The following is a 24862-nucleotide window of genomic DNA, read 5'->3' as shown; positions in this document are numbered from 1 at the left end:
CGGGCTGGTCCTTACCAGTCCGGGTTTGTCGCTTTTGTCCCCGAAATCGACTAATCACAGCCCATGCCTTTGAAACTCGCCATCGTCGGCCGCCCCAATGTGGGCAAGTCGACCCTGTTCAACCGTCTGGCCGGCCGCAAGCTGGCCCTGGTCGACGACCAGCCCGGCGTCACCCGCGACCGCCGCTTCGCCCATGGCCGCCTGGGCGACCTGGACCTGGAGCTGATCGACACCGCCGGCTTCGAGGACGTCACCGACGAGAGCCTGGAGGCGCGGATGCGCGCCCAGACCGAGCTGGCGATCGAGGAAGCCGACGTCAGCCTGCTGGTGTTCGACGCCCGCGAGGGTCTGACGCCGCTGGACAAGATCTTCGCCGAGATCCTGCGCAAGCGGAACAAGCCGGTGCTGGTCGCGGCCAACAAGTCCGAGGGCAAGGCGGGCGACCACGGCGCGGCCGAGGCCAATGTCCTGGGTCTGGGCGAGCCGATCCAGATCAGCGGCGAGCACGGCGAGGGCATGGCCGAGCTCTACGCGGCCCTGATCGCCATCGCGCCGGAAGACCTGCAGACCGAACACGACGAGCTGGACGACGACAAGCCGATCAAGATCGCCATCGTCGGCCGCCCCAACGCCGGCAAGTCGACCCTGATCAACCGTCTGATCGGCGAACAGCGCCTGCTGACCGGTCCCGAGGCCGGCATCACCCGCGACTCCATCTCGGTCGACTGGGACTGGGGCGGGCGCAAGGTTCGTCTTGTCGACACCGCCGGCCTGCGCAAGAAGGCCAAGGTCAACGAGAAACTGGAGAAGCTGTCGACCGGCGACACCATCCGCTCGATCACCTTCGCCGAGGTGGTGCTGCTGGTGATGGACGCCACCCATCCGTTCGAGACCCAGGACCTGCAGATCGCCGACCTGGCCGAGCGCGAAGGGCGCTGCGTCGTCTTCGTGCTGGCCAAGTGGGACCTCGTCGAGGATCCGGGCGCGACCCTGAAGGGCTTCGTCGAGCATGCCGAGCGCATGCTGCCGCAGCTGCGCGGCACGCCCGTGGTGGCGCTGTCGGGCGAGACCGGCAAGGGCGTCGAGCGCCTGATGCCGGCCGTGCTCAAGAGCCACAAGGACTGGTCGACCAAGGTCAAGACCCGCGACCTGAACGACTGGCTGCAGATGGCCATGCAGCGCCACCCGCCGCCCAGCGTCGGCGGCAAGCGCATCAAGCCCAAGTACATGGCCCAGACCAAGGCCCGTCCGCCGACCTTCGTGCTGTTCTCCAGCCGCGCCGACCAGATGCCCGAGCAATATCGGCGCTACCTGATCAATTCCTTGCGCGAGAGCTTCGACCTGCCGGGCGTGCCGCTGCGCATCACCCTGAAGTCGGGCGCCAACCCCTATGCCGACGGCGAGGCCAAGGGCCACTCGGGCAAGGGCAAGCGGGAGTTCGAACGGCGCGAACGCGAGGCCGAACGCATTCGCGCCTCGCGCAACACCGTCAAGAAGTCGGTGCGCGTGGCCGAAGCCGCCGCCGCGGCCGCCGCCCAGGCCGCGGGCCTGCCCGTGCCCGCCCCAAGCATCGGCAAGCCTGTGTCCAAGGCGTCCAAGGCGCCCAAGCCGACCGAGACCGCCGCCGCCCCGGCCGCCGAACCCGGCAAGGGCGCGGTCAAGTCGGTCAAGAAGCAGGGCCCCAGGGCCCAGAAGAAGTCGGCCACGCCCAGCTACAAGGTCGGCTTCAAGGCGGCCGGCGGCAAGGCGGCTGGTTCGAAGTCCGCGCCGCGTCGCCCCGTGGCCGGCGCCCGCACGGTTCGCGGCAACAAGGCGCCGCCCAAAGGGCGCTAAAAGGCGGGGGCGCTAAAGGCCTCTGAGCCGGTTGTGCATGGCGGTGGCGGCGATCGCCGCCTCGCCCTGGGCCGTGGTGATCTGGTTGAGGCCGCGCACCATGTCGCCGGCGGCGTAGAGGCCGGGGATCGAGGTCTGCTGGTGATCGTCGACCACCAGCCGGCCCTGATCGTCGTGACGCGCGCCGGCCGCCAGGGCCAGGCCTGTCCGCGGCGTCACGCCCAGAGCGCTGTAGAGCGCGTCGAACTCAACGCGCCCCGCCCCCGAAAAGCAGAGCGCCCGAGGGCGGTCGGGCTGAAGTTCGACGTCCTCGATGGGCGTCTCGATGACCGCCACGCCGGCCTTAGCCAGCAGGGCTCGTTCCTCGGCGGGCAAAGCGTCTGGCGCGGCGATGTGGATCAGGGTCAGCCGGTCGGCATAGGTGCGCAGGAACAGCGCCTCGCGCGCGCCCAGCGCCCCGTTACCGATCACGCCGACCCGCTGGCCCGTGACTTCGAACCCGTCGCAGATCGGGCAGATCCGGAGCAGGGTCCTGCGCACGGCTTCATCGACCTCGGGCAGATCCGGGGCGTTGTCCTCGACCCCGCAGGCCAACAGGACGGTCGCGGCGCGCAAGACGTCGTCGCCGATCTCGAGGGTGAAACCCTCGTCCGTGATGGACAGAGCACGAACCATGCCCGCCTGAATCCGCGCGCCGTAGCGCAGGGCGTGCTCCCTCTGGAGGTCCAGCAGCGTCGCGCCGGCCACGCCATCGGGAAAGCCAGGATGATTGTGGGTTGTCGGGATCCAGGCGGCGCGGCTGTCGCCGCCGTCGGCGACCAGCACCCGCCGCCGGAAGCGTCCCATGTAGAGCGCGGCGGTCAGGCCCGCGGGGCCCGCGCCGACGATAATCGCATCCAGGCGTTCGCGGTTCATCGCGGGGGCGAGCGGGTTTGGCGTCATGGGATCTCCGACGCCGATAGACGCGCCAGCCCGGCAAGGGTTGCGTGCGCCGGCCCGAAACGCACCCCGCCGCGTCGCCGTGATCAGCCGAGGCTGGCCGATTCCTGGCCGCGGTCCTTGAACTTGACGACGCCCTTGGGCGGCACGCGGTCGGGGCGGGCCAGGTCGACGATCAGCGGCACGATGGTGTCGGGCGCCGGCACGGTCTGCGGGTCCTCGCCCGGGAAGGCGCCGGCCCGCATGCGGGTGCGCATGGCCCCCGGATCGACGCAGACGGCGCGCACCGTGGTGCTCTCCATCTCGTCGTCATAGCAGGCGACGATGGCCTCGAGCCCGGCCTTGGAGGCCGCGTAGCCGCCCCAGAAGGCGCGATGGGTCTTGGCGACGCTGCTGGTCAGGAAGATGGCCCGACCGGCCTCGGCGCGGCGCAGCAGGGGGTCCATGGACCGGATCAGCCGCCAGTTGGCCGTCAGGTTGGTGGCCATGATCATGTCCCAGCCCTTGGGGTCCAGGTGGCCCACCGGGGTCAGGGCGCCTAGAACGCCGGCGGCCCCGACCAGGATGTCCAGCTTGCCGAACCGCTCGTAGAGGGCCGCGCCCAGCTGATCCAGGCCGTCGGCCTCGCGCAGGTCCATCGGGACCAGGGTGGCGTGCTCGCCCGTCGCGGTGAAGATCGCGTCGTCCAGGGCCTCCAGGGCCCCTTGGGTGCGGCCCAGGGCGATGACGTGGGCGCCGGCCTGGGCCAGGCCCAGGGCGATGGCCTCGCCGATGCCGCGGGTGGCGCCGGTGACGAGGGCGATGCGGCCGGCCAGCGGCTTTTCGGAGTCGGAAGTCATGGGCGGGTTCTAGTGGCTAAGCGAGACGATGGAAACCGCGACGGCTCCCTAAGGATTGTCCGCCGGACGCGCGCCGTAGCGCTGGGCGATCACCGAACAGGCCATCAGCTGGATCTGATGGAACAGCATCAACGGCAGGACCATGATCCCCGCCGCGGCGCCGGGGAACAGGATGCCGGCCATCGGCACGCCGGTGGCCAGGCTCTTCTTGGAGCCGCAGAACACGATGGCCACCTCGTCCGGCTTGGAGAAGCCCAGGGCGCGCGCGCCGAACACGGTGATCGACATCACCACGGTCAGCAGGACCACGCAGGCGGCCAGCAGCAGGAACAGCTCCGGGACCGTGACGATCTTCCAGATGCCGCCGACCACGGCGGCGCTGAACGCCGAATAGACCACCAGCAGGATCGAGCCGCGGTCGACCTGGCCCACCAGCGCCTTGTGCTTCTCGATCCAGCCCTTGACCCAGGGCCGCACCAGCTGGCCGGCCACGAACGGGACCAGCAGCTGGAGGACGATCGACTTGATCGAGTCCCAACCGCCGACATCACCGTGGGCGTGCATCAGCAGGCCCACCAGCACGGGGGTCAGGAAGATGCCCAGGAGGTTCGACGCCGAGGCCGCGCAGACGGCGGCGGCGATGTTGCCCCGGCCGATCGAGGTGAAGGCGATCGATGACTGCACGGTCGAGGGCAGGCAGCACAGGAACAGCATGCCGCTGGACAAGGTGGGCGACAGCACGCCCGACTTGCTGATCCCAAGGCCCAGCACCGGGAACAGCACGAAGGTGAAGGCCAGGATCGTCAGGTGCAGCCGCCAGTGGGTCAGGCCCGCGACCACGGCCTCGCGCGACAGCTTGGCGCCGTGCAGGAAAAACAGCAGGGCGATGGCGATCTTGACCACCCAGCCGACGATCGTCGCCGCCTCGCCGCGCACCGGCAGCACCGAGGCCAGCACGACCATGCCGAACAGGGCCGCGATGTAGCCGTCGATCTTCAGCTTGGCGAGGAGGTCTTTGAACAAAGGTGGCAACCTGGGATGCGAAATCCTCGTCCTTCGACAGGCTCAGGATGAGGATTTCGAATGCGATCGTGGGCGGAGAGGCGGGGTGTTCAATTCGCCCTCATCCTGAGCTTGTCGAAGGACGAGGGCGTACTGCTGCGTTGAGGTCTATGCGCTCAGCAGCGACAGCTGCTTCTCGGCCTGGTCGTTGCGGCCCTCGGCGATCTCGCGGTCGGTCAGGCGCGTGGGATAGTCGCCGGTGAAGTAGTGGTCGGTGAACTGCGGGTGGGCCGGGTCGCGCGGACCGGCTTCCAGCGCCTGATAGAGGCCGTCGACCGACAGGAAGCCCAGGCTGTCGACCTCCAGGAACCGGGCCATCTCCTCCAGCGACTTGTTGGCCGCCAGCAGCTGGTCGCGCTCGGGCATGTCGATGCCGTAGAAGTCGGGCCACTTGATCGGCGGGCTGGCCGAGCGGAGGTGAACCTCCTTGGCGCCGGCCTCGCGGACCATGCGGACGATCTTCAGCGAGGTGGTGCCGCGCACGATCGAGTCGTCGATCAGGATGACGCGCTTGCCCTCGAGCACGGCGCGGTTGGGGCTGTGCTTCATGCGCACGCCCAGTTCGCGCACGCCCTGGGTCGGCTGGATGAAGGTGCGGCCCACATAGTGGTTGCGGATGATGCCCAGGTCGAAGGGCAGGCCGCTCTGCTGGGCGAAGCCGATGGCGGCGGGCACGCCGCTGTCGGGAACCGGCACCACCACGTCGGCCTCGACGCCGGTCTCGATGGCCAGGCGCTGGCCCATGCGCTTGCGCACGTCATAGACCGAGCGGCCGTTCACGACGCTGTCGGGACGGGCGAAATAGACATATTCGAACACGCAGGGGCGGGCGGCGACGTTCTGGAACGGACGCAGCGACTTCACGCCGGTCTCGGAGATCACCACCATCTCGCCGTGCTCGACGTCGCGCACGAAGCGGGCGCCGATCATGTCCAGGGCGCAGGTCTCGGACGCCAGGATCGGCTGGCCGTCCAGGTCGCCCAGCACCAGCGGGCGGATGCCCAGCGGGTCGCGCAGGCCGATCATCTTCTTGTTGGTGATGGCCACGATCGCGTAGCCGCCTTCGATCTGGCCGACGGCGTCGATGAAGCGGTCGACGATGCGCGCCTTCCGCGAACGGGCGATCAGGTGAAGGATCACCTCGCTGTCGCTGGTCGACTGGAAGATCGCGCCTTCCTGCACCAGGCGCTCGCGCAGGGTCAGGAAGTTGGTCAGGTTGCCGTTATGGGCGATGGCCACGCCGCCGGTCTCCAGATCGGCGAACATCGGCTGGACGTTGCGGATGCCGCTGCCGCCGGCCGTGGAATAGCGGGTGTGGCCGATGGCCATGCCGCCGGGCAGGCGCTGGACCAGGTCGTTGCCGGTGAACGCGTCGCCGACATGGCCCATGTGGCGTTCGGTGTGGAAGCGCTGGCCGTCGAAGGCGGCGATGCCGCAGGCTTCCTGGCCGCGGTGCTGCAGGGCGTGCAGCCCCAGGGCGGTGACGGCGGCGGCGTCGCGTACGCCGTAGACGCCGAACACCCCGCATTCGAGGCGCAGGGTGTCGTCTTCGGGATCACGCCACGGCGCGGACGAGAAGCGGTCGATCGACTGGCCGAAGGACGTCATCGCGATTTCTCCACCAGATCGTCGACGGAGCGACGCTGGTTCTTATCATAACTCGGTTCGTGCGGCTTGCGTTCGGACGGTTTGTCGCTGGCGCCGCCCCCCCTTGTTCCATCGGCGACGGCGTCCTCGATGGCCGGGGCCAATTTTCCCGCCAGACCCGCGCCCTTGGGGGCGAACACCTTCAGCACGCGGCCGGCGGCGTTGGACAGCGGATAGAGCGCCGACTTCGACATCCAGTGGGGCACCCGGTCGGGCGGGGTGGCCATGTGGAACACCAGGCTGAACACCCCCAGCACCACCAGGCCGCGCAGCACGCCGAACGCCAGGCCCATCAGGCGGTCCAGCGTGCCCAGGGCGCCGTCGGCGTGCAGGGTCTTGGTGATCTGGGCCCCGACCAGGCGCAGCAGAACGAAGATGATGACGAAGCCGACCAGGATGGCGGCCGCCGTGGCCGCCCAGTCCGGATCCATCATGGCCCGGAACAGCGGCCCGGTGACGCGCAGGGCCAGCAGGGAGAGCAGGGCGGCGACGATGAACGACAGGGCCGAAGTCAGCTCCCGCGACGCGCCGCGAGCGAAGCCGACCAGGGCGGAGACCAGCAGGATCAAGCCGAAGATGATGTCGAACGGCGTCACGTCAGCTGCCCCCAGATCTCGTCGCCGATGCGGCGCACCGCGTCGGCCAGACGCGCGACGCCGGCGACGGGCAGGGCTCCGCCGCCTTCGGGCAGGCCCGACAGCGGTCCCAGAGCTCGGCCAAAGCCGAGTTTCGCGGCCTCTTTCAAACGTGTCTCCATACGGCTCACGGGCCGCACTTCACCGGACAGGCTGACTTCGCCGAACACGACGCAGTCCTGCGGCAGGGCGATGTCGAGGGCCGAGGAGGCCAGGGCCGCCGCCGCCGCCAAGTCCGCCGCCGGCTCGGTGATCCGCAGGCCGCCAGCGACGTTCAGATAGACGTCCTTGTTGCCAAAACCAAGGCCGCAACGCGATTCAAGCACGGCCAGGACCATGGCCAGGCGTCCGGAATCCCATCCGACCACGGCGCGTCTGGGCGTTCCGTACGCGGACGGCGCGACCAGGGCCTGGAACTCCACCAGGACGGGTCTCGAGCCCTCGATGCCGGCGAACACCGCCGCGCCGGCCGCCCGCTCGCCGCCTTCGTTCAGGAACAGGGCCGAGGGGTTCTTCACTTCGCGCAGACCCGAATCGCCCATCTCGAACACCCCGATCTCGTCGGTGGCCCCGAAGCGGTTCTTGGCGCCACGCAGGATGCGGAACGGATAGCCGCGCTCGCCCTCGAAGCTCAGCACCGCGTCGACCAGGTGCTCGACCACCCGGGGACCGGCGATCTGGCCGTCCTTGGTGACATGGCCGACCAGCAGGATGGCCACACCCTTCTTCTTGGCCAGGCGCACCAGCTCCTGGGCGCAGGCCCGGACCTGGGTGACCGTGCCCGGCCCGGCCTCGTGGGCGTCGCTCCACATGGTCTGGATCGAATCGATCACGACGAGGTCGAAGTTGTCGCGCTTCAGCCCGTCGAGGATGTCGCGCAGGCTGCTCTCGGCCGCCAGCTTCACCGGAGCCTGGGCGAAGCCCATGCGCTCGGCCCGGCCGCGGATCTGGGCCACGGCCTCCTCGCCGGAGATATAGGCGCAGTTGACGCCCTTTAGGCTGGCCTTGGCCACGACCTCCAGCAGCAGGGTGGACTTGCCCACGCCGGGGTCGCCGCCGATCAGGATGGCCGAGCCCGGCACCACGCCGCCGCCACAGACCCGGTCGAACTCGTCGACGCCGGTGATGATCCGGGGCGGGGCGGGGGTGTCGCTTTCCAGGCCGGTGAACTGCAGGCCGCGCACGCGGGTGGCCTTGGTGCTGGACAGGGCCCCGGGCGCGCGGGCCCCGACCTCCTCGACCAGGCTGTTCCAGCTCTGGCAGGCCGTGCACTGACCCGACCACTTGGTCGAGACCGCGCCGCAGGACTGGCAGGCGTAGACGGCGCCGTCACGGGCCATGGGGGCTCCTGATTCGAAGGTGACTGGAGACTACAGCTTGGCCGCCCGCTGCGCCAAAGCCGGACGCACCGCCTCTCAGCCGCCCTTGATCACCCGCCGGGCCCTCGGCGCGATGCGAGTCAGCAGCTCGTAGGCCGTGGTGCCCGCCGCCGCCGCTGCGTCGTCCACCGGCAGATCGGGGCCGATGATCTGCATCATCGCGCCGGGGCGGGCGGCGTCGCAGTCGGTGATGTCGACGGCGATCAAGTCCATCGACACCCGGCCCAGCATCTGCCGGCGCGCGCCGTCGAACCACACCGCGCCGCGCGGATGGGCCGCGCGCGGCACGCCGTCGGCGTAGCCGACCGCCAGGATGGCGACTCGGGTGGTGTCCCGGGCGGTGAAGGCCGCGCCGTAGCCGATGCTCTCGCCGCGCGGCACGACGCGGGCCTGCAGGATCGGCGCCTCCAGGGTGGCCACGGCCTTGATGCGGTCGTCGGCGACATCGCGCGGACCGCCGCCGTACAGGCTGATCCCCGGCCGGCACTGGTCGAAGCGGTAGTCGGCGCCCAGGAAGATCCCGCCGGAATTGGCGAGACTGCGGCGCGCGTTCGGAAAGAGCGCGGCGGCCTCGGTGAAGCGGGCCAGTTGGCGGGCGTTCAGCGGGTGATCGGGCTCGCTGGCGCAGGCCAGGTGGCTGATCACCAGGGTGATGTTGAGGAACTTCAGCCGGTCCATCGCCCCGGTCAGGACCACGGCCTCCTCCGGACGCAGGCCCAGGCGGTTCATGCCGGTGTCGATGTGCAGGGCGGCGTCCAGCGTCCGGCCGCGGGCATGGCTGTTCCAGGCCTCGATCTGAGGCAGGCTGTTGAGCACCGGCGTCAGGCCGGCCGCCTCGATGGCCGGGGCCGAGCCGGGGGTGACGCCGTCCAGCAGGTAGATCGTGGCCGCGCGGTCGCCCAGGGCCTGGCGCAGGACCAGGCCTTCCGACAGGCGGGCGACGTAGAAGCCCCGCGCGCCCTCGTCCCATAGCCGTCCGGCCACCAGGTCGGCGCCCAGGCCATAGGCGTCGGCCTTCACGGCCGGCGCGATCTCGGCCCCCCCATGGGAGGCGTTGGCGGCGGCGGCCTTGAGCACGGCGTGGTTGGACGCCAGGGCGTCGAGGTCGAGGGTGAGGCGGCTGGTTTCGGTCACGGGGCAGGGCGTAGCCGAGCGCGCCGCCCAAAGCCAGCGCGGATGGCGTGGTGTTTCAGTGCAGAGGGTGTCGCGTCAGGAAGTCGGCCGCCAGGCTCTCGATCCCGCTGGCCAGGATCTGAACCCCGATGCACAGCAGCAGGAAGGCGACCAGCCGCGACATGACCCGCGCGCCTGACACGCCCAGCAGGGCCATGACCCGGTCGGACGCTCGATAGAGGCCCCAAACCAGCAGGGCGACGGCCACGGCGCCAAGGCTGGCGCCCAGGAAGAACGGGATCACCGTGTGCCCGCCGGCCGGCCGCTGCGACGACAGGGCGATGGCGACGGCGATCGAACCCGGCCCGGTCGTGAACGGCATGGTCAGGGGAAAAAAGGCGATGTCGTCGGTTCGGCGCTCGGCGGGCGAGGCCGCGTCGCTCTTGCGGTCCTCGTGCGCCTCGGGCTGCATCAGCAGGCCCCAGGCCCGGATCGCCACCACCAGCCCGCCGGCCACGCGCAAGGCTCCCAGGCTGACCCCGAAGAAGTTGAGGATGTAGCCGCCCAGCAGCAGCGATCCCAGCAGGATGGCCAGGGCGTAGGTCGCGATCCGGAAGGCCAGCCGATGGCGCTCTTGCGAGGTGCGGTCAGCCAGGACCTGGTGGAAGATCAGCGAGGCCCCGACCGGATTGACGATCGAGAAGAGCGCCGGGAAAGCCAGCAGGAACGCGCCGACGACCGTGGATGTCGGCAGGGGACTGAAATCCATTCGCGGCCTCGTTCAGCGGGTCCCGACACCGTGGCCGAGACCGGCTGCCCGCGTCAAATCCGCAAACGCTATTCCTCGCCGCCGCTGCGCATCTGATGGAAGTAGTGGTCGCGGGCGAGGTTGCCGAAGCGGGTGGTGTCGCTGTTGAACGACAGGCGCACGGTGCCGATGGGGCCGTGACGCTGCTTGGCGATGATCACCTCGGCCAGGCCTTGCAGGCGGTCCATGTCCTCCTGCCATTGCAAGTGCTCGGGCGTGCCCTCGCGCGGCTCGGAGCGGCCGACGTAATAGCTTTCGCGATAGACGAACCAGACCATGTCGGCGTCCTGCTCGATCGAGCCGGATTCGCGAAGGTCGGACAGCTGGGGGCGCTTGTCCTCGCGCTGCTCGACCTGACGCGACAGCTGCGACAGGGCGATGACCGGGCAGGCCAGCTCCTTGGCCAGGGCCTTCAGGCCCATGGTGATCTGCGAGACTTCCTGCACGCGGTTGGCGTTGGATCCAAGATCCGAGCCGGTGACCAGCTGCAGGTAGTCGACCACGACCAGGTCCAGGCCGACCTGGCGCTTCAGGCGGCGGGCCCGGGCGGTCAGCTTGGCGATCGAGATGCCGCCAGTGGCGTCGATATAGAGCGGGGCTTCCTGCAGCTCGATGGCCGCGTCGCGCACCCGGCCGAACTCGCTGGCGTCGATTTCCCCCTTGCGGAGCTTGTCGCCCGACACGCCGGACGCGTCGGCCAGCATACGCAGGGCCAGCTGCTCGGCGCTCATTTCCAGCGAGAAGAAGGCCACGACGCCGCCGCTGACGGTCTTCTTGGTGCCGTCGGGCTGGGGCTCCCAGGCGTACTTCTTGGCGACGTTGAACGCGATGTTGGTGGCCAGGGCCGTCTTGCCCATCGACGGACGACCGGCCAGCACGATCAGGTCCGAGGGGTGCAGGCCGCCGATCTTGGTGTCCAGGTCGATCAGGTCGCTGGCCAGGCCCGACATGCCGCCGTCGCGGCTGTAGGCCTCGGCGGTCATCTCGACCGCGCCGCGCAGGGCTTCGCCGAAGCTGACGAAACCGGAGCTGGCCGCGCCGCTTTCGGCCAGGGTGTAGAGCTGCTGTTCGGCCGCCTCGATCTGGTCGCGGGCCGGAAGCTTGACGTCGTCCTTGCTGACGCCGCCGTGGGCGGTGGAGGCGATCTCGCCGCCGATGCGGATCAGGTCGCGACGCAGGGCCAAGTCGAACACGGCGCGGGCGTAGTCGCCGACATTGGCGGCGGGCGGGGCCCTGTCGACCAGGTCGGCCAGGTAGCGCAGGCCGCCCAGCTCCTCGAACGCCGGGTCATGTTTGAATTCGTCGGCCAGCAGGATCGGCTCGGCCAGCTGGCCCTTGCGGATGTGGGTCTCGATCGCGCTGAACAGCCGCGCGTGGAAGGGTTCGTAGAAATGGCGGCCCTGCAGGCTGTCGGTCAGGCGCTCGTAGGCCGCGTTGTCGTACAGCAGCACGCCCAGCAGCGCCTGTTCGGCCTCCAGATTGTGGGGCGCGACGGAGACGACGATGTCGCCCATCGCGGAGGGTGGGCGGAGGTCTAGAGCAGGCACGAGGGACATCGGCGGAAGTTAACGCGAACGGTTGTTAGGGGCGACGGGTGAGGCTTCAGATGAACGGGGATGTTTTATGTATGTTCTCTAGGATAACGCTGCGTCAGAAGCGGACGTAGAAGGGGCGCGGCGATCGCTCGCCGCGCCCCATGACGCTTAGCCCAAAGGGTTCAAGGACTTACCAGCTGTAGCTCAGGCGGGTGTAGAGGAAGCGCCCGTTGAAGCCGAACGGCGAGTAGCTGGGGAAGGCCACCACCCCGGTCGTGTTGACCGGCGCCGGGGCCCGGTCGGGGTACTCGTCGAACAGGTTGTTCACGCCCAAGGCCCAGGTGACGTCCTTGAGGAAGGTGTAGCGGGCCTCGGCGTCCCAGACGGTCTTGGCGCCGGACTTGTAGTCCAGCGACGGGGTGGCGTTGGGGATCAGCACCGAGCCATAAGCCGTGCCGCGCAGGGTCGCGCCCCACGGGCCGTTGCTCCAGTCGCCGGCGGCCACCAGCTTGTGGTCGGGCGTGCCCTGCTCGTAGGTCAGGATGTTGACCCTGGCGAACAGGGGCGGGGGCACGGGCAGGCCTGACAGGGTGCTGGTGGTCGGCACCTTGTTGACGTCGGTTTGGTTGTAGTTGGCCGCCAGGGTCAAGTCGAAGCGGCCGGCCGCGTCGGCGTCGAGGCGGTAGCGGGCCACCACGTCGACACCCTTGCTGGTGGTGTCCACGCCGTTGACGAAGAACCGGGCCGTGGTCACGCCGAACGGCTGCAGCAGGTTGTAGATCGCCTGCTGGGTGGGCGTGCCGCCGTTCACGCCCTGGATGTTCTCCGAGAGCACGATGCGGTTGTCGATGTCGATCTGATAGGCGTCGACCGTCAGTTCGAACGGACCCTTGTGGTAGACCGCGCCCAGCGAATAGTTCTTCGACTTTTCCGGCTCCAGCGGCTTGGCGCCGAGGGCGGCGGCCGTGGCGCTGGTGGCCGGGAAGGTGCCGACGTCCACCGCCGCCCCGCCGGCGATGATGTTGATCGAGGTGGTGGTGAAGTACTGCTGCTGCAGGGCCGGCGCCCGGAAGCCGCTCGAGAACGCGCCGCGCAGGGCGAAGTTGTCGGTGAAGTCGTAGCGGGCCGCGATCTTGCCGGTCGTGGTCGAGCCGAAGTCCGAATAGTCCTCGTAGCGGGCGGCCAGGTCGATATCGAGCTTGTCGGTGATCTGGTTGTCCAGGTCGACATAGAGGCTGGTGGCGTTGCGGCTGACGTCGACCTCGTTGGCCGGACGGAAGCCGGGGAAGCCCTGGGCGCCGGCGCCCTTGCCGTTGCCGCCGTTGACCCACGACGCGGTTTCGCCGGCCTCGATCTTGTAGCTCTCGTCGCGATACTCGATCCCGAAGGCCAGCGTGCTGGGCTTGGCGAAGCCGAACAGCTCCAAGGGGCGGTTGACGTCGATGGCCGCCACGGTCTGGCCGTACTGCATCGACCCGTCCTTGAAGCGGGTTGGCGAGCTCGGGCCCAGCGAGGCGTTCAGCGAGTTGATCGTGCCGTATTCGACCTTGTTTTCGCCGTGGGTGACGCTGGCGTCGACGTTGAAGCCGCCGATCACGCCCTTGGTCCCGAAGGCCAGGTTGTAGTCGTCGATCTTGGTGGTGATCCGCGGCACGTAGCCGGTCGGATAGACGCTGACATAGTTGTTCGCGTTGTCGGCCAGGCGCGGGAAGGCCGAGCTTTCGCCCTTGCGGTTCTGGTAGCCGGCCAGACCGTACAGGCTCCACGCGTCGTTCAACGGCAGACCGAAATTGGCGTAGATGGTCTTGGTCTCGACCTGCGGGTCGCCGTAGACGCCCGTCACCTTCCGGGGCGAGACGCGGAGGTCCAGGTCGGCGCGGTTCGTCGGATTGCGGAACGAATATTCGCCGGTCAGTGTCAGGAAGCCGTCGTTGGGCAGGGCGAAGCCTTGCCACAGCGAGGCGCTGTAGGTGGGGCCGTCGTGGGCCGTGCGGCCGTCGCGATTCCGGGTCGTCTTCACCTCGGTGTCGTAGATGCCGTAGGTGGCGCTAGCGCCGCCGCCGTGGCTCGCCTCGCGTAGGCGCAGATTGATCACCCCGGCGATGGCGTCCGACCCGTACTGGGCCGCCGCGCCTTCGCGCAGGATCTCGACGCGATCCAGGGCGGCGGTCGGGATGGTGTTGAGATCGAACGGCGCCGAACCGCGGCCGATCGAGCCGTTGATGTTGACCAGGGCGGCGGTGTGGGCGCGGTGGCCGTTCAGCAGCACCAGCGTCTGGTCGGGCGACAGGCCGCGCAGGGTGGCCGGGCGCACCGAGTCAGTGCCGTCGGTCACCGCCGGGCGGGGGAAGTCGAGCGACGGCGCCAGGTTGGCCAGGGCCTGGGCCAGTTCCGGCGTGCCCTGCCGGGTCAGGGCCTTGTTGTCGACGACGTCGACCGGCGAGACGGTGTCGAGCCGCGAGCGGGCGACCCGGGTGCCGGTGACGACCACCTGATCGACCGCTGTGGTGTCATCGGCTGGCGCGACGTCTTGGGCCTGGGCGGCGCCGGCCACGGCCGCGACGGAAGCGGCGGCCATCAGGAAGCTTCTAAAATGCATGACGAAATCCCCTCGCATGGCTCCCGGCGGCTCTGGGCCTTTTGTTCCGGAAGCGGAGGAGCCCGTCTCCCCCTAAGGAAAGGATGGGGATGCGTGTATTCGCTCACAAGCTGAGCAATTCTGGTTAAACGCGCAGAAAAAAACGGCGCGGATCTCTCCGCGCCGTTCTTCCAGTTTTTTCTACGCGTCTACGAGGCCGTTAGGCTTCGTAGTGGTCGCCTTCGAACGAACCGGCGCCGCCTTCGGCCATGTCTTGGGCGGCTTCGGCGTCAGCGGCGCGGTCTTCCTCGAACTGAGCGGCGATGACGTTTTCGCCGCGCGCTTGGCGATCGGCTTCGTCTTGGCTGCGCGCGATGTTGAGGGTGACCGTGACGGTCACTTCAGCGTGCAGCTTCACCTTCACTTCGTGGACGCCCAGCGTCTTGATCGGCTTGTCCAGCACGATCATCGAGCGGTCGACCTTGCCGCCTTCGGCCTTGATGGCGTCGGCGACGTCGCGGCCCGCGACCGAACCGTACAGCTGGCCGCTTTCGCCGGCTTGACGGATCATCACGTACTGCTTGCCGTCCAGGCTTTCGCCCGACTTGCCAGCGGCTTCGCGGTTCTTGACGTTGCGGGCTTCGATCTCAGCGCGCTGAGCTTCGAAGGACTTCAGGTTGGTCGAGTTGGCGCGCAGGGCCTTGTGGCGCGGCAGCAGGAAGTTACGGGCGAAGCCGTCCTTCACCGTGACGACGTCGCCAAGAACGCCGGTGCCTTCGACGCGTTCGAGCAGAATGACTTTCATCGTGGTGTCTCCCTTACTTCACGACGTAGGGGAGCAGAGCCAGGAAGCGGGCGCGCTTGATGGCCTTGGCCAGTTCGCGTTGCTTCTTGGCCGACACCGCGGTGATGCGCGACGGCACGATCTTGCCGCGTTCGGAGACGTAACGCTGCAGCAGCTTCACGTCCTTGTAGTCGATCTTCGGCGCGTTGGCGCCCGAGAACGGGCAAACCTTGCGGCGACGGAAGAACGGGCGGCGAGCGCCAGCGCCGGCGGCGGGAGCGCCGGCTTCGGGAGCAGTGGTATCGGTCATGATCTCTCTTCTCCCTTACGCGGCCGGCGCGAAATCGTCGCGCGGGCGCTCGGTGCGCTCGCCACGTTCGCGATCGCGACGGGCCAGAACCGGCGACAGTTCCAGGTCCAGCTCTTCGACGCGGATGGTCATGAAGCGCAGCACGTCTTCATTGATCAGCAGCTGACGTTCCATCTCCTTCACGGCCGCGGCCGGAGCGTCGATGGCGAGCAGGGAGTAGTGGCCCTTGCGGTTCTTCTTGATGCGATAGGTGAGGTTACGCAGGCCCCAGTATTCGATCTTGGCGATGTGACCGCCATTTTCTTCCAGGAGAGCCTTGAGTTGCTCATTCAGAGCTTCGGCCTGTTGCGGCGAGATATCCTGCCGCGCGATGACCACGTGTTCGTAGAACGCCATGTTTTCCTTCTTCCGGCTTGGAAGGCGGCGCGAGCGACGGCGGAAGTCCGTCGATCACGATGGATCCTGCATGCCGAGCGGGAAATCCCGACCCAAAGGGCTGCGTGCAAGACCGCCATCCGTGAGAGGGCGCGCTAATAGCCGAAAGGCCGCGCGAAGGCAAGGAAACCCTGCGAAACCGCCAGGGGCCGCCGACGGCGCGACGCCCGCCGGAAATCCGTGCGGTCGCGAACCGCTCGGAAACCGGGCGGCAAACAGTTGTCATACAAATTTGTCGACCAGGTTCTTTGGACCCGCAAAGGCTTATGCTATCGGGAGTTCATGGGGTTTCGAGCACTTGCGTCCCTGATCGCGGCCGTGGCCGCGACCGCCGCCTTCGCCGCGCCGGCGACGGCGGGCGACATCGTGCGCAAACCCGACCTGGCGGTGTGGGGCGCGGACGGCCGGTTCCAGGGCTATTCGGCCGCCCAGACGCTGGATCTGTCGAGCGACGCCGAGAAGGCGACCTTCACCGCCAAGGTGGCCGGGAACCTCGACGACCCGACCTATAATTTCGACCTGAACCTGAACCAGAAGCCCGACGAGCACGTCACCACCAACCGGGCGGTCGGCGTCGGAGCGTCATGGAACGCCCGCGAGGCGGCGATCCGCTCGTCCCTGGCCCGTTCGTTCGGCTTCGGCCTGCTGCCCAAGACCAACTATGTGCGGCTGTCGATGGACATGAACGCCGTCCAGCCGGTCTATCTGCGCGGCCGGATGCCGGTGACGCGGGCCAATGTGCGGTCCGAACTGACCCTAGACGGCCGTCGGGTCGCCTCGATCGCCGTGGGCGGCGGCACGACGGGCCAGGAGGGGGTCGATTTCAGCCTGACCCGGCCGTTCGACCTGCCCGCCGAGTTCACCGTCAGCCTGCGCGCCGACGACGAGCGGGTCCAGGACGGCCGGCTGATGGTCAAGCTGGTCCGCGCCACCTGGTAGGCCTCAGGCGGCCTCCACCGCCTTGATCTCCGCCTCGCGTCCCTGACGCCGCACGGCCTGGGCGAACCGCTCCAGATAGCGCGGGTTCTCGGTGCCCATCATCCGGTCCCACCAGGTGAAATAGAGCCCGTAGTTCCAGCCGGCCTGGGCGTGGTGCAGGTCGTGATGGGTCACGGTCGTCAGCCAGGACAGCAGCGGGCGGCCGTCCCGCGTGGCCGGAAACAGCTCGTAGCCGCTGTGGCCCAGGGTGTTGCGGACGATCTGGTGCAGCATGAACAGCCCCGCGACCGGCCACTGGGTGGGGACCAGCAGCATCCACAACGGCACGAACAGCGCGTTGATCGCCGCCTCGCCCAGATCGAAGCTGTAGGCGGTGAACGGCGAGGGGCTGTTTGAGCGGTGATGACGGCGGTGAAAGACCCCGAAAAGCCTCCGGTCGTGGATCAGCCGGTGGGTCCAGTAGAACCAGGCGTCGTGGCCGACGATCATCAGCGCCAGGCTGGTCCAGAACCAGGCCGGTCCCCACTCGCGGGCGATGTAGGGACCGTGCATCAGGCCGGCGCGGAACAGGCCGAAGCTCAGCAGGCCGACCGTCGAGAAGATCATGATCGACCGGATCGAGGTGGCGAACTCGATCAGCAGTTGGCGCGCCGGCGGGCGGCCCTCGCGAATTTTGCGACCGGCCAGCGGGGCCGCCAGCACGCCCCACAGCGCCAGCCAGACGCCGACCGCGAAGATCACGTAGCGGCTGACGTCGGTGAAGACGCCTTGCAGCCAGTGTTCGGCGAAGGGGAGAAGGAACGACATCGGATGGTCCTCGGATGAGTGATGTCCCGAGGAAGACGCGGCCGTCCGGGCCCGTCGCGCCGATCGCGAAATCAGGCGGTCTTGTCGGCTTTCGGCGAAGGATCGCCGGTTTCGACCAGCCGCAGCCGCGTGGGGACGGGCGTATTGGCGCTCCGCCATTCGGTCGGGGTGACGCCCGTCGCGCCCCGGAAAGCGCGGTTGAACGGGCCCAGCGAGGCGAAGCCCAGGTCGTAGGCGATGGTCGAGATCGACTTCAGGGCCAGGTCGGGGGCGGCGAGGGCGGTCTTGGCCGCCTCGATCCGCCGGCCGTTGACGTAGTCGGCGAAGTTGCGGTGGCCCAACACGCCGTTGATCAGCCGGCGCAGGCGGTGCTCGGGCGCGCCGACCAGGGCCGCCAGGGCGCTGATCGACAGGTCCTCGCCGCGCCAGACTTCGTCCTGGTCCATGGCGGTCTCCAGCCGGGCCAGAACCAGGCGGTCGGCGGGGGTCAGGTCCATCAGAGGCGCGGGCGACGGCGTCGCCGCTTCGCCGGCCTTGGACGCCACCACCAGAAGCGGTTCGGCGCGCAGCAGGGCGACGGAGGCGGCCACGGACAGGGCGGCCAGGGTCAGCGATTGCAGCAGGCCGGCGGCGGGCAGCCCCGGCAGGCCGCCGATCCAGGCCATGTCCCGAATGCTGAGCAACAGGATGTAGCCGGCGGCGGCGATCATCACCGGCCCCCGTATGCGGCGACGCTGAGCCACAAGGTCGTCGCGCCAGCCGCGCCAGATCACCAGCAGGGCGTGCAGCACCAGTCCGGCCGAGGCCAGGTTGAAGACCAGCCAGAACGGCTTGCAGATCGTCGGCGGCATGGACCGGGCCAGGAACCACAGCGCCACCAGCCCAACGGCCGGCCACAGACGATGCGGCGAGAAGCGTCGCTCGTCGGCAAACAGGGCGTAGGCCAGGGCCCAGAACAGACCGGTGGTAGCCACCGACAGCGCGCAGACGATCGGGGAGGCCACGGCCACGCCGCCCGGCCTGTAGCCCTCGATCACATGGGCCATGGCGCCGAGGAAGAACAGCCCGCCGACCCAGCGCGCAGGAGTCGTGCGCCGATCCAGGACCAGGCCCAGTCCGGTGACCGCGAAACCGCCGATGGCGACGCCGCGGGCCAGGGTTTCGAAGAGGATCGTGTCGCCCATGGCCGACACTCTAGACGAAACACGCGCGGACCGATCCGACCCGCGCGCGCCGATTTCGCAAGAGGCTGGTCGAAACCGGAATTATTTCAGCTTGCCGGCCTTGTAGGCCTTCACCGCGTCCATGGTGTTGGTGACGTGGCCCTGGAAGTTCAGGTCGCTGTAGGCCAGCAGGATCTTGCCGCTGGGGGCGATGACATAGGACGTGCGGTTGGACAGGGTGTCCTTCATCGGCAGCACGACGTCGTAGGTCTTGATCAGGGCCGGATTGGCGGCGGCGACCGCGAACTTGTCGCGGCAGTGTTCCTTGGAGAAGTCCTTGATGCGGTCGACATTGCCGGCGGTGACGCCGATCACCGTCGCGCCCAGCTTCTCGAACTCGGGCGTGGCCTCGGCGAATTCGTGGGCCTCGGCCGTGCAGCCCGAGGTGTAGGCGGCCGGGAAGAAGTACAGCACCACAGGACCCTTCTTCAGCGCCTGGGACAGGGTGAAGGAGAAGTCGTTGCCGGCCAGGGCGGCGGGGGCGGTGAAGTCGGGGGCCTTGTCGCCGACCTTGAGGGCGGCCAGGGCGGGCGAGGCGGCCAGGAGGGCGCCGCAGAGAGCGAGACCGGTAAGCAGGCGTTGCATGCGTAGGCTCCAACGGAAGGCGAGGGCGCAACCGACTGCGCATATTTTCAATAACGCCATTCCTTCGCCTTCCAAACGCCAACCTGCGCCCCTAAGACGAAAGGCGTAAACGGGAGGCGGACATGGCGCTCGGCGAGACGGAAATCCCCACCCTGGCGGCCTGGGCGGGCGGGCCCGACCGGTTCCGGGCGCTGTTCGAGGCCTTCTACGCCGCCGTGCCCGACGATCCGGTGCTGGCCCCGGTGTTCGCCGGCATGAACCCGCGCCACGCCGAGCACGTGGCCGCCTTCGTCACCGAGGTGTTCGGCGGTCCCAAGGCCTACAGCGAGGCCGGCGGCGGACACGCCGCGATGATCGGCCATCACCTGGGCCGCCATCTGACCGAAGAGCAGCGCCGGGCCTGGGTTTCGCTGATGCTGGACACCGCCGACGCGGTCGGCCTGCCGGCGGATCCGGAATTCCGCGCCGCCTTCGTCGGCTACCTGGAGTGGGGCACGCGGCTGGCGGTGATCAACTCAGCGCCCGGCGTCGAGGCGCCCGCCGACAACCCGCCGATGCCGGTCTGGGGCTGGGGACCGCCGGGCGGACCCTGGCTGGGCTGAATTCGGGCCGACTTGCCGCCCCGCGTTCGATGGCCTAACCCTCCGCCCCTGAATCTTTAGAAAGAGGCGCGGGCTTCCATGAGCATCGCTTTCATTTTCCCGGGACAGGGCAGCCAGACGGTCGGCATGGGCGCCGATCTCGCCCAGGCCTTCGCCACCGCCCGCGAGGTCTTCCAGGAGGTCGACGACGCCCTGGGCCAGAAGCTGTTCAAGCTGATGATCGAGGGCCCCGAGGGCGACCTCACCTTGACCGAGAACGCCCAGCCAGCCCTGATGGCCGTCAGCCTGGCCGTGAGCCGGGTGCTGGAGAAGGAATTCGGCGTCGGAATCGACAAGGCCGCCTTCGTGGCCGGCCACAGCCTGGGCGAATACAGCGCCCTGGCCGCCGCCGGCGCGATCACCCTGGCCGACACCGCCCGCCTGCTGAAGCTGCGCGGCCAGGCCATGCAGCGCGCCGTGCCGGTGGGCGAGGGCGCCATGGCCTCGCTGATCGGCCCCAAGACCGACCTGGCCCTGGCCGAAGCGGCCGCCGCTGCAGGCTCGGAAGTCGGGGTCTGCGTCGTGGCCAACGACAACAACAACGGCAACGTGGTGATCTCCGGCGCCAAGGCGGCCGTCGACAAGGCCATCGAGAAGGCCAAGGAGCTGGGCGCGCGGGCCATTCCGCTGAACGTCTCGGCCCCTTTCCACTGCCCGCTGATGCAGCCGGCGGCCGACGAGATGGCCGAAGCGCTGTCGAAGACCACGATCATCGCCCCGCGCGCGCCGCTGGTGGCCAACGTCACCGCCGCGCCGGTCCACGATCCGGACGTCATCCGCAAGCTGCTGGTCGAGCAGGTCACCGGCCGCGTCCGCTGGCGCGAGAGCATGACCTGGCTGGCGGGCGAGGGCGGCGTCACCCGCTTCGCCGAGGCGGGCGCAGGCAAGGTGCTGTCGGGCATGGCCAAGCGGATCGCTCCGGACGCCGAAGCCGTTCCGCTGAACAGCCCGGCCGACCTCGAAGCCTTCGCGAAATCCCTCTAACCCCATTCTTTCCTTGGGGAGGAAACCCAAAATGTTCGATCTCACCGGCAAGACCGCCCTCGTCACCGGCGCCACGGGCGGCATCGGCGGGGCCATCGCCAAGGCCCTGCACGGGCAAGGCGCCCATGTCGTGCTCTCGGGCACCCGCGAATCGGCCCTGGCCGAGCTGGCGGCCCAGTTCGGCGAGCGCGTCTCGTTCGTGGCGGCCAATCTCTCGGACGCCGAACAGGTCGACGGCCTGGTCGCCAAGGCCGAGGAAGCCGCCGGCGCGCCGCTGGACATCGTGATCGCCAACGCCGGCATCACCCGCGACGGCCTGATCGTCCGCATGAAGGACGAGGACTGGGAGACCGTGATCAAGGTGAACCTGGAAGGCTACTTCCGCCTGTCGCGCGCCGCCGCCAAGGGCATGATGAAGCGCCGTTCGGGCCGGATCATCGGCATCACCTCGATCGTCGGCGTCACCGGCAATGCGGGCCAGACCAACTACGCCGCCTCCAAGGCCGGCATGATCGGCTTCTCCAAGGCTCTGGCCCAGGAACTGGCCAGCCGCAACGTGACGGTGAACTGCGTCGCCCCCGGCTTCATCGCCAGCCCGATGACCGACGCCCTGACCGACCAGCAGAAGGCCGGCATCCTGGCGACCATTCCGGCCGGCCGCCTGGGGGAGGGGAGCGATATCGCCGCGGCCTGCGTTTACCTGGCCAGTGACCAGGGCGGTTACGTCACGGGTCAGACCTTGCACGTCAACGGCGGCATGGCCATGATCTGACGTATCGTCTTTATCCCGGGCTCGTCGCGTTCTGCTTGGAAAGACGAAAGCCCACATTTCTAACCGGACGTGCCGCTAGTCACTCGAAAAAGAACGTGATAGGCGGTGGCCCGACAATTCCCGTGGCTGGTGAAGGTTCGCCAAAGCCATCCACGGAACTGCAAGATTCAAAACGAGGGACTAACAGAATGTCCGACATTCTCGAGCGCGTGCGTAAGATCGTCATCGAGCACCTGGACGCCGATCCGGAAAAGGTCACCGAAAAGGCCAGCTTCATCGACGACCTGGGCGCCGACAGCCTCGACAACGTCGAGCTGGTCATGGCGTTCGAAGAAGAATTCGACATCGAAATTCCGGATGACGCCGCCGAGCACATCCAGACCGTCGGTGACGCCGTGAAGTTCATCACGGAAAAGACCGGCGCCTAAGGCGTCGGGTTCGCGTATTTCTGCGAACAGGACTATCAACCGCCGCGTCGCACGGGCTCTTGCCATCGTGCGCGCGGCGGCTTTCGTATGTGGCCGAGATTCGCGGGTCCAAATGGGGATTCGGGGCCGTGTCGGATTCGTCAGCGTCCCCATATGTCCGCGATGCGAAGGTTGGGAGTGATCCATGCGTAGAGTCGTCGTCACCGGGCTTGGCCTTCTGACCCCCCTGGGTCAGGGCGTCGATGTCACCTGGAAGAACATCCTGGCCGGCAAGTCCGGCGCCAACAGGATCTCGGCCTTCGATCCGACGGAATACGGCTGTCAGGTGGCCTGCGAGGTGCCGCGGGTCGACGGACGCGGCGGCGGCGGTCCCGATGTCGAGGGATCGTTCAATCCCGACCTGACCATGAGCCCGCGCGACCAGAAGCGCGTCGACGACTTCATCCTGTACGGCGTCGCCGCCGCGGACGAAGCGGTGAAGGATTCGGGCTGGGTCCCGGAAACCGAGGAAGACCGGTATCGGACCGGGGTGATTCTCGGCTCGGGCATCGGCGGCCTGTCGACGATCGCCGACACCGCCCTGGAGCTCGAGGCCAAGGGCCCGCGCCGCATCAGCCCGTTCTTCATCTCCTCGGCGCTGATCAATCTGATCTCGGGCCAGGTCTCGATCCGCTATGGCTTCAAGGGCCCCAACCACGCCGTGGTGACGGCCTGCGCCACCGGCGCCCACGCCATCGGCGACGCCACGCGGCTGATCAAGTACGGCGACGCCGACGTGATGATCGCCGGCGGCGCCGAAGCGGCCGTCTGCAAGGTCGGCATGGCCGGCTTCATCGCCTGCCGCGCCGTGGCCACCGCCTTCAACGACACTCCGGAGAAGGCCTCGCGCCCCTATGACAAGGACCGCGACGGCTTCGTGATGGGCGAGGGCGCCGGCGTCGTCGTCCTGGAAGAGTACGAGCACGCCAAGGCGCGCGGGGCCAAGATCTATGCCGAGGTGATCGGCTACGGCCTGTCGGGCGACGCCTATCACATCACCGCCCCGGCGGAAGACGGCGACGGCGGCTTCCGGGCCCTGTCGGCGGCCGTGAAGGACGCGGGGCTGAAACCCTCGGACATCGACTATGTCAACGCCCACGGCACCTCGACCATGGCCGACGGCATCGAGGCCGGGGCCGTCGAGCGCTTCCTGGGCGATCACGCCAAGAACGTGGTGATGTCCTCGACCAAGTCGATGACCGGCCACTTGCTGGGCGCGGCCGGCGCGATCGAGGCGATCTTCTCGGTCCTGGCGATCCGCGACCAGATCGCGCCGCCGACCATCAACCTGGACAATCCGGACGTGCACGTCGCCATGAACCTGGCGCCGAACAAGGCCGTGCCGCACAAGATCGACGTGGCGGTGTCCAACAGCTTCGGCTTCGGCGGCACCAACGCCTCGGTCGTGTTCCGCAAAGTCCCGTGAGCCGCAAAGCCCCGCCTCAGCGCCGCGCGCCGCGCCCGACGCCCAAGACGGGGGCTTCCCGCAAGGCCAGCCCGCGCCGCCGCGAATCCGCGCCGGTCGGCCGCCGCATCGCGGCCATGGGCGCGGGCCTGCTGACCATGCTGGGCCTGACGGCCATGGTGGTCGTGCTGGGCGCGATGTGGGTCTATCAGGGCCCGGGACCGACCGCGCGTTCGGGCGAGGTCACCACCGTCGTCCTGCGGCGCGGCGCCAGCCTGCCCGAGATCGCCGGGGCCCTGGAGCAGGCGGGGGTGATCCGCTCGTCCTCGCTGTTCCTGACCGCCGCCCAGACCACCGGCGCGGCACGCAAGCTGAAGGCCGGCGAATACGAGTTCCCTTCCCGCGCCTCGCTGCGCCAGGTGCTGACCAAGATCCGCGACGGCAAGATCGTCCGGCACCATGTGACCATCGCCGAGGGCCTGACCTCGGACATGGTCGTCGACATCCTGATGCGGGCCCCGGAGCTGACCGGCACCGTGGCCACCCCGCCAGAGGGTTCGGTGCTGCCCGAGACCTACCAGGTCCAACGCGGCGAGGACCGCTCGGCGGTGCTGCAGCGGATGATGGACGACCGCGACGAACTGCTCGACCGGCTGTGGGCCGAACGCCAGCCGGGCCTGCCTTTCGAGACCAAGGATCAGGCCGTGACCCTGGCCTCGATCGTCGAGAAGGAAACCAGCCTGGCCCGCGAGCGCCCGCACGTGGCGGCGGTGTTCATCAACCGCCTGCGCCAGGGCGTCCGCCTGGGCAGCGATCCGACGATCATCTACGGCCTGACCCGCGGACGGCCGCTGGGCCGGGGCATCCTGCTGTCGGAACTGCAGCGCCAGACGCCCTACAACACCTATCTGATCGACGGCCTGCCCCCGACCCCGATCGCCAATCCGGGCAAGGCCGCCCTAGAGGCCGTGCTCAATCCGATGAAGAGCGACGACCTCTATTTCGTCGCCGACGGCACGGGCGGGCACGTCTTCGCCTCGACCTACGAGGAACACGAGCGCAATGTCGCCAAGTGGCGGCAGGTCGAACGCGCGAAGACGGCGGGTCCCGTGACGTCCAAGATCCCGCTCGCCGGAGGCTGA

Annotated in this window: 24 protein-coding genes; 8 read left to right on the top strand and 16 right to left on the bottom strand. The window is 68.6% G+C overall.

Translation table 11 applies throughout. From position 1 onward, the window contains the following. Positions 1-63: 63 nt before the first annotated feature. Positions 64-1833, top strand: a complete 1770-nt coding sequence (gene der, locus ASD38_RS12890; RefSeq protein WP_056460453.1) for a ribosome biogenesis GTPase Der — start codon at positions 64-66, stop codon at positions 1831-1833. A 12-nt stretch (positions 1834-1845) separates the two neighbouring features. Here der and ASD38_RS12885 read toward each other — a convergent pair whose 3' ends face one another. The 13 genes from ASD38_RS12885 to rpsF form a co-directional block, all read right to left on the bottom strand. Next, the gene (locus tag ASD38_RS12885) at positions 1846-2775 is read right to left on the bottom strand and encodes an NAD(P)/FAD-dependent oxidoreductase (RefSeq protein ID WP_235523832.1); all 930 of its coding nucleotides are present in this window, start codon (positions 2773-2775) and stop codon (positions 1846-1848) included. Positions 2776-2858: 83 nt separating this feature from the next. Next, the gene (locus ASD38_RS12880; RefSeq protein WP_056436653.1) at positions 2859-3611 is read right to left on the bottom strand and encodes an SDR family NAD(P)-dependent oxidoreductase; all 753 of its coding nucleotides are present in this window, start codon (positions 3609-3611) and stop codon (positions 2859-2861) included. 48 nt (positions 3612-3659) lie between these two features. Next, the gene (locus tag ASD38_RS12875; protein ID WP_082560750.1) at positions 3660-4634 is read right to left on the bottom strand and encodes a bile acid:sodium symporter family protein; all 975 of its coding nucleotides are present in this window, start codon (positions 4632-4634) and stop codon (positions 3660-3662) included. Positions 4635-4781: 147 nt separating this feature from the next. Further along, positions 4782-6281 carry an amidophosphoribosyltransferase gene (gene purF, locus ASD38_RS12870; protein ID WP_056436659.1) on the bottom strand — a complete coding sequence of 500 codons (1500 nt, stop codon included), beginning with the start codon at positions 6279-6281 and terminating at the stop codon, positions 4782-4784. Next, the gene (locus ASD38_RS12865; protein ID WP_056460449.1) at positions 6278-6916 is read right to left on the bottom strand and encodes a CvpA family protein; all 639 of its coding nucleotides are present in this window, start codon (positions 6914-6916) and stop codon (positions 6278-6280) included. The genes purF and ASD38_RS12865 overlap by 4 nt, the downstream gene beginning before the upstream one ends. Continuing rightward, positions 6913-8295, bottom strand: coding sequence for a DNA repair protein RadA (gene radA, locus ASD38_RS12860; protein ID WP_056436666.1), 1383 nt, complete (start codon positions 8293-8295; stop codon positions 6913-6915). Before radA ends, ASD38_RS12865 begins: the two co-directional genes overlap by 4 nt. A gap of 75 nt (positions 8296-8370) precedes the next feature. Further along, positions 8371-9468 (bottom strand): alanine racemase, encoded by a 1098-nt coding sequence (alr, locus tag ASD38_RS12855; protein WP_056436671.1) that lies wholly within the window; start codon positions 9466-9468, stop codon positions 8371-8373. 55 nt (positions 9469-9523) lie between these two features. Then, entirely contained in the window at positions 9524-10216 is a 693-nt protein-coding gene (locus tag ASD38_RS12850) for a MarC family protein (protein ID WP_056436674.1), read from the bottom strand. 68 nt (positions 10217-10284) lie between these two features. Then, positions 10285-11811 (bottom strand): replicative DNA helicase, encoded by a 1527-nt coding sequence (locus ASD38_RS12845; protein WP_082554605.1) that lies wholly within the window; start codon positions 11809-11811, stop codon positions 10285-10287. Between the two features lie 169 nt (positions 11812-11980). Further along, a complete protein-coding gene (locus ASD38_RS12840; protein ID WP_056436680.1) occupies positions 11981-14389 on the bottom strand; it encodes a TonB-dependent receptor plug domain-containing protein in 2409 nt (802 codons plus the stop codon). A gap of 199 nt (positions 14390-14588) precedes the next feature. Continuing rightward, entirely contained in the window at positions 14589-15173 is a 585-nt protein-coding gene (gene rplI, locus ASD38_RS12835; RefSeq protein ID WP_056436683.1) for a 50S ribosomal protein L9, read from the bottom strand. Positions 15174-15186: 13 nt separating this feature from the next. After that, positions 15187-15462 (bottom strand): 30S ribosomal protein S18, encoded by a 276-nt coding sequence (gene rpsR / locus ASD38_RS12830; RefSeq protein WP_056436686.1) that lies wholly within the window; start codon positions 15460-15462, stop codon positions 15187-15189. A gap of 15 nt (positions 15463-15477) precedes the next feature. Continuing rightward, entirely contained in the window at positions 15478-15858 is a 381-nt protein-coding gene (gene rpsF / locus ASD38_RS12825) for a 30S ribosomal protein S6 (RefSeq protein WP_028038546.1), read from the bottom strand. Between the two features lie 321 nt (positions 15859-16179). Between rpsF and ASD38_RS12820 the strand changes: the two genes are divergently transcribed. Continuing rightward, a complete protein-coding gene (locus ASD38_RS12820; protein ID WP_056460448.1) occupies positions 16180-16836 on the top strand; it encodes a hypothetical protein in 657 nt (218 codons plus the stop codon). 3 nt (positions 16837-16839) lie between these two features. Here the strand turns inward: ASD38_RS12820 and ASD38_RS12815 are convergent, their stop codons facing one another. The 3 genes from ASD38_RS12815 to ASD38_RS12805 form a co-directional block, all read right to left on the bottom strand. Further along, positions 16840-17643, bottom strand: coding sequence for a sterol desaturase family protein (locus ASD38_RS12815; protein ID WP_056460445.1), 804 nt, complete (start codon positions 17641-17643; stop codon positions 16840-16842). Positions 17644-17714: 71 nt separating this feature from the next. Beyond that, entirely contained in the window at positions 17715-18827 is a 1113-nt protein-coding gene (locus ASD38_RS12810; RefSeq protein ID WP_056460441.1) for a helix-turn-helix domain-containing protein, read from the bottom strand. Between the two features lie 81 nt (positions 18828-18908). After that, positions 18909-19451, bottom strand: coding sequence for a peroxiredoxin (locus ASD38_RS12805; RefSeq protein ID WP_056460440.1), 543 nt, complete (start codon positions 19449-19451; stop codon positions 18909-18911). A gap of 122 nt (positions 19452-19573) precedes the next feature. Between ASD38_RS12805 and ASD38_RS12800 the strand changes: the two genes are divergently transcribed. The 6 genes from ASD38_RS12800 to mltG all read left to right on the top strand — a co-directional run bounded on the left by ASD38_RS12800 (position 19574) and on the right by mltG (position 24862). After that, positions 19574-20053, top strand: a complete 480-nt coding sequence (locus ASD38_RS12800) for a group II truncated hemoglobin (protein WP_056436700.1) — start codon at positions 19574-19576, stop codon at positions 20051-20053. Positions 20054-20131: 78 nt separating this feature from the next. Then, positions 20132-21076: an ACP S-malonyltransferase gene (gene fabD, locus ASD38_RS12795; protein WP_056460439.1), complete on the top strand. Its 945-nt coding sequence runs from the start codon at positions 20132-20134 to the stop codon at positions 21074-21076. A gap of 31 nt (positions 21077-21107) precedes the next feature. After that, entirely contained in the window at positions 21108-21848 is a 741-nt protein-coding gene (fabG, locus tag ASD38_RS12790; RefSeq protein WP_056460437.1) for a 3-oxoacyl-[acyl-carrier-protein] reductase, read from the top strand. A 188-nt stretch (positions 21849-22036) separates the two neighbouring features. Then, positions 22037-22276 (top strand): acyl carrier protein, encoded by a 240-nt coding sequence (locus tag ASD38_RS12785; protein ID WP_007672577.1) that lies wholly within the window; start codon positions 22037-22039, stop codon positions 22274-22276. A gap of 184 nt (positions 22277-22460) precedes the next feature. Further along, entirely contained in the window at positions 22461-23741 is a 1281-nt protein-coding gene (fabF, locus tag ASD38_RS12780; RefSeq protein ID WP_056436709.1) for a beta-ketoacyl-ACP synthase II, read from the top strand. After that, the gene (gene mltG, locus ASD38_RS12775; protein ID WP_056460434.1) at positions 23738-24862 is read left to right on the top strand and encodes an endolytic transglycosylase MltG; all 1125 of its coding nucleotides are present in this window, start codon (positions 23738-23740) and stop codon (positions 24860-24862) included. Before fabF ends, mltG begins: the two co-directional genes overlap by 4 nt.

The organism is Caulobacter sp. Root487D2Y, assembly GCF_001427165.1.
Taxonomy (GTDB): Bacteria; Pseudomonadota; Alphaproteobacteria; order Caulobacterales; family Caulobacteraceae; genus Caulobacter.
Note: the sequence above shows the minus strand (reverse complement) of the source record. Positions and strands in the feature narration are given on the sequence as shown.

What these genes read in the sequence shown, in the direction of transcription:
- der (WP_056460453.1), top strand. Translation starts at nt 64, where the DNA reads ATGCCTTTGAAACTCGCCATCGTCGGCCGCCCCAATGTGGGCAAGTCG.
- ASD38_RS12885 (WP_235523832.1), bottom strand. Translation starts at nt 2,775, where the DNA reads ATGACGCCAAACCCGCTCGCCCCCGCGATGAACCGCGAACGCCTGGAT.
- ASD38_RS12880 (WP_056436653.1), bottom strand. Translation starts at nt 3,611, where the DNA reads ATGACTTCCGACTCCGAAAAGCCGCTGGCCGGCCGCATCGCCCTCGTC.
- purF (WP_056436659.1), bottom strand. Translation starts at nt 6,281, where the DNA reads ATGACGTCCTTCGGCCAGTCGATCGACCGCTTCTCGTCCGCGCCGTGG.
- radA (WP_056436666.1), bottom strand. Translation starts at nt 8,295, where the DNA reads ATGGCCCGTGACGGCGCCGTCTACGCCTGCCAGTCCTGCGGCGCGGTC.
- ASD38_RS12850 (WP_056436674.1), bottom strand. Translation starts at nt 10,216, where the DNA reads ATGGATTTCAGTCCCCTGCCGACATCCACGGTCGTCGGCGCGTTCCTG.
- ASD38_RS12845 (WP_082554605.1), bottom strand. Translation starts at nt 11,811, where the DNA reads ATGTCCCTCGTGCCTGCTCTAGACCTCCGCCCACCCTCCGCGATGGGC.
- ASD38_RS12840 (WP_056436680.1), bottom strand. Translation starts at nt 14,389, where the DNA reads ATGCATTTTAGAAGCTTCCTGATGGCCGCCGCTTCCGTCGCGGCCGTG.
- rplI (WP_056436683.1), bottom strand. Translation starts at nt 15,173, where the DNA reads ATGAAAGTCATTCTGCTCGAACGCGTCGAAGGCACCGGCGTTCTTGGC.
- rpsR (WP_056436686.1), bottom strand. Translation starts at nt 15,462, where the DNA reads ATGACCGATACCACTGCTCCCGAAGCCGGCGCTCCCGCCGCCGGCGCT.
- rpsF (WP_028038546.1), bottom strand. Translation starts at nt 15,858, where the DNA reads ATGGCGTTCTACGAACACGTGGTCATCGCGCGGCAGGATATCTCGCCG.
- ASD38_RS12820 (WP_056460448.1), top strand. Translation starts at nt 16,180, where the DNA reads ATGGGGTTTCGAGCACTTGCGTCCCTGATCGCGGCCGTGGCCGCGACC.
- ASD38_RS12815 (WP_056460445.1), bottom strand. Translation starts at nt 17,643, where the DNA reads ATGTCGTTCCTTCTCCCCTTCGCCGAACACTGGCTGCAAGGCGTCTTC.
- ASD38_RS12810 (WP_056460441.1), bottom strand. Translation starts at nt 18,827, where the DNA reads ATGGGCGACACGATCCTCTTCGAAACCCTGGCCCGCGGCGTCGCCATC.
- ASD38_RS12805 (WP_056460440.1), bottom strand. Translation starts at nt 19,451, where the DNA reads ATGCAACGCCTGCTTACCGGTCTCGCTCTCTGCGGCGCCCTCCTGGCC.
- ASD38_RS12800 (WP_056436700.1), top strand. Translation starts at nt 19,574, where the DNA reads ATGGCGCTCGGCGAGACGGAAATCCCCACCCTGGCGGCCTGGGCGGGC.
- fabD (WP_056460439.1), top strand. Translation starts at nt 20,132, where the DNA reads ATGAGCATCGCTTTCATTTTCCCGGGACAGGGCAGCCAGACGGTCGGC.
- fabG (WP_056460437.1), top strand. Translation starts at nt 21,108, where the DNA reads ATGTTCGATCTCACCGGCAAGACCGCCCTCGTCACCGGCGCCACGGGC.
- ASD38_RS12785 (WP_007672577.1), top strand. Translation starts at nt 22,037, where the DNA reads ATGTCCGACATTCTCGAGCGCGTGCGTAAGATCGTCATCGAGCACCTG.
- fabF (WP_056436709.1), top strand. Translation starts at nt 22,461, where the DNA reads ATGCGTAGAGTCGTCGTCACCGGGCTTGGCCTTCTGACCCCCCTGGGT.